Raw genomic sequence first — 6,864 nt, forward strand, 5'->3', positions numbered from 1 at the left:
ATTTTATTTGTTTTTATTGTTTTTATACTCCTTAATACCTTCACCAAGTATTTTTACGGCATCAGCTAATTTATCAGCTTCGAGTACATATGCTATTCTTATTTCACTCATTCCAATACCGGGCGTGGCATAGAATCCGCTTAGCGGTGATACCATCGTTGTCCTCCCATCAACGTTGAATTCTTTAAGCATCCATATGATAAAATCTTCGGCATTTTCTACAGGCAATTTAGCCGATAGATAGAACGCACCTTCTGGTTTGTGAACAACAACACCTGGTATCTCTTTCATCGCGTTGTATGCTGCATCTCTTCTTTTTTGATATTCATCCCTCACCTCGTCTGTGTATTCCTTACCTAATGTTAATAATCCAATAGCACCAAATTGAGTAGTTTCTGCTGGGCAAAGTCTTGCTTGAGCAAATTTCAGGGCATTTTTATAAAATTCTTTATTTTTTGTAACGAACGTACCAATTCTTGCGCCACAGGCACTGTAACGTTTTGAAATACTATCAACCATTATCAATTGTTCTTCTATGCCTTCGAAATGGAATGCGGAGATGTGCTTTCTACCATCGAATGTAAATTCCCTATAAACCTCATCAGAAATAATAACAAGATTGTGTTTTTTTGCGAAGTCAATAATCTGCTTCATTTCTTCGTACGTATAAACCGTACCTGTTGGATTTGATGGATTAGAGAATAATATCGCCCTTGTCTTAGGTGAAACTACTTTTTCAAACGCCTCCATAGGTGGAAGTCTGTATCCATCTTCCGGATGAGCTGTAACTGGCACAAGTTTGATGTTCAAATATGAGGCAAATCCCATGTAATTTGCATAAAACGGCTCTATAGTTATAACCTCATCACCTGGGTCACAGACAACACCGAGCGCAAACATTATAGCTTCACTACCACCGTTTGTAACCATTATTTCATCAGGGGTTACGTTAATATTGTGTTGAGTATAGTATTTAGAGAAAGCTTCCCTCAACTCGAGTAAACCTTGAGAATGTGTATATGCAACCACTTCTGGCTTGAATTTTTCTATATATTCGTACCATACCTTTGGAGTCTTTATATCGGGTTGCCCTATGTTTAAATAATAAATCTTAATACCGCGTTTCTTCGCTTCATCTGCGTACGGAACAAGTCTTCTAATAGGACTCGCTGGTGTTTCAATGGCTCTTTTGGAAATCATTTTTGTATGCCTCCTTTTTAAATATATTTATATATACATTTCTTCTATGCTTTCAACCTCTGACATATCTAATGGTTTATCATAAATTACCTCAAGATAAGCATATGCTTCGGTGTACGAAATATCAAGTATGGTCACTCCCATATAACTGAGCTGTTGCATTTTCTTACCATATGAAGAAAAATCTATCTTCAATTTTTGCTTGTATGCTCTTTTTTTCACGACTATGCTTTTCATATCAACCGCTTTGTCAATAACTTCTTGAACAGCTTGTGAATAAGCGTCTATTAAACCACGCACGCCAAGTTTTACACCACCGAAATATCTAGTAACTACAACGGCTACGTTGAGAAGATCATTTTTCCTGAGTGTATTAAGCATTGGTAACCCAGCTGTTCCGGAAGGCTCTCCTGCATCTGAAGAAAATTCCAATATATTACCATTTTCTATAACTCTGTAGGCAGGGCAGTTGTGCGTCGCATCTTTATATCTTTTAGATATTTCTGATATAAATTCTTTTGCTTTTCTTTCGTCTTCAACATATGAAAGCGTAGCGATAAATATAGAGCGTTCTATATTTATCTTGGTTTCAATTACTCCTTTAACAGTTTTGAATCTTTCAATGTCCATTTTCCCTCCATGTACACCTGCCCGTTGTCTAAATTGTAAAACTGTGCTCTGAATGTATTATCTTGGACTTCTATTACCATCACACTTCTTGGAGTGTCACCTTTTGGAAGAGAAGTGCTTCCCGGATTAAGAATGTATTTTCCATCGATTTCTTCTATCTTTGATATATGTGTATGCCCATGAATAAGAAAATGGACATTTTTATCCTTAAGAAAATCCTTAACATCATTTTCTTCGAGCATCTCTCCATGAATGAGTAAAAGAGAGAAATCACCGAAATATTCCATAACCATCTTTGGCATTTCTTGAACCTCAAGCACTTTCAAATCAACATCCGCATCGCAATTCCCTCTTATGTATTTTATATCGTATTTTTTTAACATATCAATTAATGTCTTCGGATCATATGCATCAGGTAATTTATTTCGCGGACCATGATAGAGTACATCTCCAAGGTGAAAAATATCGTCAAACTCATCAAGTTTAAAAAGCTTTTCAATATCTTCCCAAGCCTTAGCAGATCCGTGAGTATCACTAACAAACAAAAATTTCATACTTTCTTCCTCCCTGGGGTTTAAAAAATTTTCAGAAATGTTCAAATATATCAAAGTATATCAAAACTATCCAAGATTATCTAAGAGATTCCTATACTTATTCACTGTTCTTCTTGAAATATTTATTCCAAGAGATTTTAAAAGTATCACCAACTGCTTATCTGTTAATTTGCTGTCTATTTTAAGTAATTCTTTTATCTCATTCATCACAAGTTTTGGGTTCAACAATCTTCCAAAGAATATTCTGAGTGGTAATACCCCTATCGGTGTGTTAACGTATTTTCTATTTACTGCTCGACTAACCGTTGAAACATGCAAACCTACCAAATTAGCAACGTATTTCATAGTCACTACGTGTGGATATTTTCGATAGCCTCTTAGAAATGGTTCATTTATCTTTCTAACAATCTCACATATCTTCCTTAACGTTTCTTCTCTCATTTCTATCGCTTTCATAACGACAGGATCTTTTACCTCAATTTTTCTAACTTCGACGTAATCAGGCATTATTGCAACATCCGGAAGGATGTAATTTTCTTCATCTTCTGAAGATAATTGATTAATCTCCTCTGAAAATGCTTCGTAGATGGTATCTATTATCTCTCGTGCTTTCTCAACTGATACACCAAATTTTTGAGCAACTTCTTGCGCCGAAACTCTCAATTTTCCTTTGCTATCTATGTTGTATATAACATATTCAGCTATTTTTTCATCTTCATCCTCTAATCCTAAAAAAGGAATCATCATATCAAGTTGTTGATGCAAGTCCTTATGTATAGGATAATAACTATCTTCGATTTCAATGCTTATTTCCCTCTGTCCGTACTTTTCCAATAACAAATAAATAGGTGCTTCGAGCACCTCAATATAGATTTTTTCTTTATTTGTTAGAATAAGTTTTTGCTCTATTTTAGGTTTTAAGCCATTGTCTTTAGACTTTTTGCTATCTGGCATGCTAAAAGTACGTTATTCTTGAGCAGTTCTATATTTGAAGTCAATGTTTTCCCATTACTCAATTGCGCAATTCTTGAAAGAAGGTAAGGCGTTACAGCTTTTCCCGTTATTCCTTTTTCAAAGCATTCACTCAATGCTTGCTTCATATACCCATCGACTTCCTGTTCTGATATGACAAATTCCTGTGGGATTGGATTTGCAACAAGTAACGCTCCTTCAATACCCAATGATTTTTTAGCTCTAAATACCTTTGCAATATCTTCTGGGCTATCAACACGATGCTCTAAGTTAAAGTCTGATAATCCTTCGTAAAAAATTGGAAACTTATTTGTTTTATACCCAACAACAGTTACCTGAAAAGTTTCAAGAAATTCTATAGTTTTTTTCACATCCAGGATGGATTTACACCCAGCGCTAACTACAATAACATCGCTTTTTGCCATCTCGGTAATATCTTGGGAAACATCCCAGTCACCGATATGCACACCACCAATACCACCCGTTGCAAAAACATCAATTCCTGCAATTCTTGCAATTCTCATCGTAGCACTAACGGTAGTTGCAGCGCTCTTTTTCATACCGACTGCGTATGGGATTTCCCTTGTTCCGATCTTCAAGGGTTCGTCAGCTAGCATCTCGTTTATTTGTTCCCGAGACATTCCAACAATAATTTCACCTTTTAAAATGCCAATTGTTGCTGGGACCACTCCGTTTTCTAAAGCCATCTCCTCAAGTATTTTAGCTGTTTCCACGTTATGTGGATATGGTAAGCCATGCGCAATCACTGTACTTTCCAACGCAATTACTGGAATACCATCCTCAAGTGCCTTTTTCACTTTTTCTGAAATAATCATAGTAACACCTTCTCTAAATTCAATTTATTTAACTTTTAACGTGGAGATAAATTCTCCTAAATCTTCTATATTAACATAGATATCGTATTCTCCAACTGGAAGTTTTCCAAGTGAAATAGTTTTTGAAGGTGTCGTAAACGCTTGAGTTACCATATCTCCTTTACCCGGTCTATAGAATTTACCTGTAATCGTTATTTTACCACGTTTTCCAGTGATTGGAAATACGATATCTGGCTCATTCAACTCTAATCTGTAACCGCCTGTTGGGAAAGTACCAGCAATAATTTGGATGAATATTTCTTCGTCTTTCGAGGCAAAATCATTCTCGGAAATTTCTCTATATCCACTTCCCGCTCTTTGTAATACTTTCATTATTGCGCCTCCTAAATCTCCAGTTTGCACTGGGACGATTATTTCTTCACTTTTATCTTTTTCCTCTGGAATAAATTCATCGTTGACGAATATCTTCACACTACTTGGGCATAATACAAATACCGGTTTTAGTCTAAAATATGACTTATCCTTTATACCTTGAAATTCGTAAACGTACTCTTTCTTATTTTTTCCATCCACAAGCCTCACTTTAAATTTGAAAATTCCACTGGTTACACTACTTGGTTGAAAATACCAAGCTTTAATTATGTAAGCTTTTGCTTCGTTGTCAGAGAAAAGTTTCAAATACTGAATATTAAACGTTTTACTCCCCGTTGACTTAAAAAGTGAATCTGGCAATGAAGTATCTATGGGTTTAACTAAGATTTGAATTGTTTGAGCAAACGAGAAAGCAAGTAGAATAATTAGAAATAACAAACCAGTTACTTTCTTCATAATTTTTCCCTCCTTCTTCTTTCTTTCATTTCATACATAACCTTATCAGCCTGAGCGTAAGCTTCATCAAAATTTTTAAAATGTGCAAAACCGTAAGAAAAACCTAAACCCAATTCATTTCTTGAAGCATTGTATATTCTTTCCATCATGCTTTTAACATCTGCTGATTTTGTTATTATACAAAACTCATCTCCACCGAGCCTTATAAAATAATCTTCGCTATTTCTAATATTTTTCTTTACAATGTCCGCAAAGCGTTTCAGCATATTATCACCGTGGATGTGACCATAAATATCGTTAATCTCTTTAAAATTATCTAAATCAAGTATAACAAGAATTCCTTCTGGATTTATATACTCTATTATCTTACGATTGTACGCACCAGTTAATTTGTCAATAAGATTTTCTTGTTCTAGAACCCTTTTTACCTCAGATACATTTTTGAATTTCTTGATAGTTAACGTACCAATATAAATTGAAAATACAATTCGACCGTAAACTAACATTAACTCACCTGGTAGCTGATTAACCAGAACATACAAAGTTTGAAGTGCAGTTATCGTAAGAAAGAGTATTGGAAAATAATACTCCTTCATTTGGTAACGAACTATCAAGAACAGTGTTAAAAAAACCATCAAAAACGAATAAAGCTCTACAAGGCTTACTAAATTATTATACATCGAAATTCTGTTAAAAGAAAAAATTGGAATAGTAAGTAAAATAGGAGTAAAAATTAAAACATTCTTCCAGAATAATTTAATTTCTCGCTTAACTAATGAATTTAATCCAAAATATATAAATGTTATACCAAACAACGGAGAAATTGTACTCAATTTTTCTAACATTAAATATATAAATTGATTTCCAGATGTTTCTCTGTAAACAAATTGTATAAGGGATAGAATTGTGAAAAACATTGAATATCCTATGTTTAAATACACTTTCCTATCAGAAAAATCTACGAAAGAATAAGTAAAAAGAAGTATGTAAGCAATTATAATAGCACTTCCGATTGCAATTAAAGCTATATTGTTCCTTAATAAAGTTATCCAATACGCTGTTTTTCTTGCTATATTTACATCAGTGATGTACGGACTATAGGAAATACCGTATCCAACAGTTCCATAAATCACTAATTTCAATGTATTCTTTTCTTTTAAAACCTCTTTTGGTAATTCTTGAACAATCGCACTAGGCCATAAATTACCACTTTTCGCGTCCCCAAAAGCATTTATAAATTTATCATTAACGTATATTTCTAACCTATTTACAATTGCTTTCTGAAAAACAATAGCCAAATCTTTTTTTAAGTTGTTTTCGTCAATTCTAAAATGTCCTGCAAGTTCTAACTTACCAGGATTATCAATTCTTTCATAAAACGGAATAGTATGGTTCCAGTTTGAGATTAATATATCTCTTGGCTTATTAAGTAAATGCATTAAAAAATCTAAGAAGGCAAATATGGAAATACAAAGTACTAAAACAAACGATAAAGATAATACCCAACTAAATTTTTCCTTTATTCTCATAACTAAAATCACCCCACCACATGAATAAGTTCGTAATATAAACAAAAATCAATAGAAAACTACTATTTGAATTATATCACTAAGCATGTTGTAAGATGTTAAAATTAACAAAATATTTACACAATAAAACTTTCTACTACAACAAATTGTATGAAAATTGAAAAAATATTCAGAGCAAACAAAAAACAAAAAAACAAAAACCCCCTGAATCGAAATGATTCAGGGGGTGAGGATTTAAGAAATCCTGGGCACTACCTACTCTCGCAAGCGGTCGCCCGCTTACTACCATCGGCCCACGGTGGCTTAGCGGCCAGG

7 protein-coding genes are annotated in these 6,864 nt (G+C 34.0%); all 7 read right to left on the bottom strand.

From position 1 onward, the window contains the following. Nucleotides 1-3 precede the first annotated feature (3 nt). The gene (locus AS161_RS01860; protein ID WP_164541586.1) at nucleotides 4-1,200 is read right to left on the bottom strand and encodes a pyridoxal phosphate-dependent aminotransferase; all 1,197 of its coding nucleotides are present in this window, start codon (nucleotides 1,198-1,200) and stop codon (nucleotides 4-6) included. A gap of 27 nt (nucleotides 1,201-1,227) precedes the next feature. Further along, nucleotides 1,228-1,830 carry a YigZ family protein gene (locus AS161_RS01865; RefSeq protein ID WP_164541587.1) on the bottom strand — a complete coding sequence of 201 codons (603 nt, stop codon included), beginning with the start codon at nucleotides 1,828-1,830 and terminating at the stop codon, nucleotides 1,228-1,230. Next, nucleotides 1,794-2,384 (bottom strand): phosphodiesterase, encoded by a 591-nt coding sequence (gene yfcE / locus AS161_RS01870; RefSeq protein ID WP_164541588.1) that lies wholly within the window; start codon nucleotides 2,382-2,384, stop codon nucleotides 1,794-1,796. The genes AS161_RS01865 and yfcE overlap by 37 nt, the downstream gene beginning before the upstream one ends. A 66-nt stretch (nucleotides 2,385-2,450) precedes the next feature. After that, the gene (locus AS161_RS01875) at nucleotides 2,451-3,338 is read right to left on the bottom strand and encodes an RNA polymerase subunit sigma-54 (RefSeq protein ID WP_241241306.1); all 888 of its coding nucleotides are present in this window, start codon (nucleotides 3,336-3,338) and stop codon (nucleotides 2,451-2,453) included. After that, entirely contained in the window at nucleotides 3,302-4,192 is an 891-nt protein-coding gene (locus AS161_RS01880) for a pseudouridine-5'-phosphate glycosidase (protein WP_164541589.1), read from the bottom strand. Before AS161_RS01880 ends, AS161_RS01875 begins: the two co-directional genes overlap by 37 nt. Before the next feature lie 24 nt (nucleotides 4,193-4,216). Beyond that, nucleotides 4,217-5,020: a protease complex subunit PrcB family protein gene (locus tag AS161_RS01885; protein ID WP_164541590.1), complete on the bottom strand. Its 804-nt coding sequence runs from the start codon at nucleotides 5,018-5,020 to the stop codon at nucleotides 4,217-4,219. Then, nucleotides 5,017-6,549, bottom strand: coding sequence for a GGDEF domain-containing protein (locus AS161_RS01890; protein WP_164541591.1), 1,533 nt, complete (start codon nucleotides 6,547-6,549; stop codon nucleotides 5,017-5,019). Before AS161_RS01890 ends, AS161_RS01885 begins: the two co-directional genes overlap by 4 nt. Nucleotides 6,550-6,864: the final 315 nt, after the last annotated feature.

This window comes from Fervidobacterium sp. 2310opik-2, assembly GCF_011057735.1.
In the GTDB taxonomy this organism is placed as follows: domain Bacteria; phylum Thermotogota; class Thermotogae; order Thermotogales; family Fervidobacteriaceae; genus Fervidobacterium; species Fervidobacterium nodosum.

Bases quoted from the DNA above. Each gene is read 5' to 3' on its own strand.
- AS161_RS01860 (WP_164541586.1), bottom strand. From the start codon at position 1,200: ATGATTTCCAAAAGAGCCATTGAAACACCAGCGAGTCCTATTAGAAGA.
- AS161_RS01890 (WP_164541591.1), bottom strand. From the start codon at position 6,549: ATGAGAATAAAGGAAAAATTTAGTTGGGTATTATCTTTATCGTTTGTT.
- AS161_RS01865 (WP_164541587.1), bottom strand. From the start codon at position 1,830: ATGGACATTGAAAGATTCAAAACTGTTAAAGGAGTAATTGAAACCAAG.
- AS161_RS01875 (WP_241241306.1), bottom strand. From the start codon at position 3,338: ATGCCAGATAGCAAAAAGTCTAAAGACAATGGCTTAAAACCTAAAATA.
- AS161_RS01885 (WP_164541590.1), bottom strand. From the start codon at position 5,020: ATGAAGAAAGTAACTGGTTTGTTATTTCTAATTATTCTACTTGCTTTC.
- AS161_RS01880 (WP_164541589.1), bottom strand. From the start codon at position 4,192: ATGATTATTTCAGAAAAAGTGAAAAAGGCACTTGAGGATGGTATTCCA.
- yfcE (WP_164541588.1), bottom strand. From the start codon at position 2,384: ATGAAATTTTTGTTTGTTAGTGATACTCACGGATCTGCTAAGGCTTGG.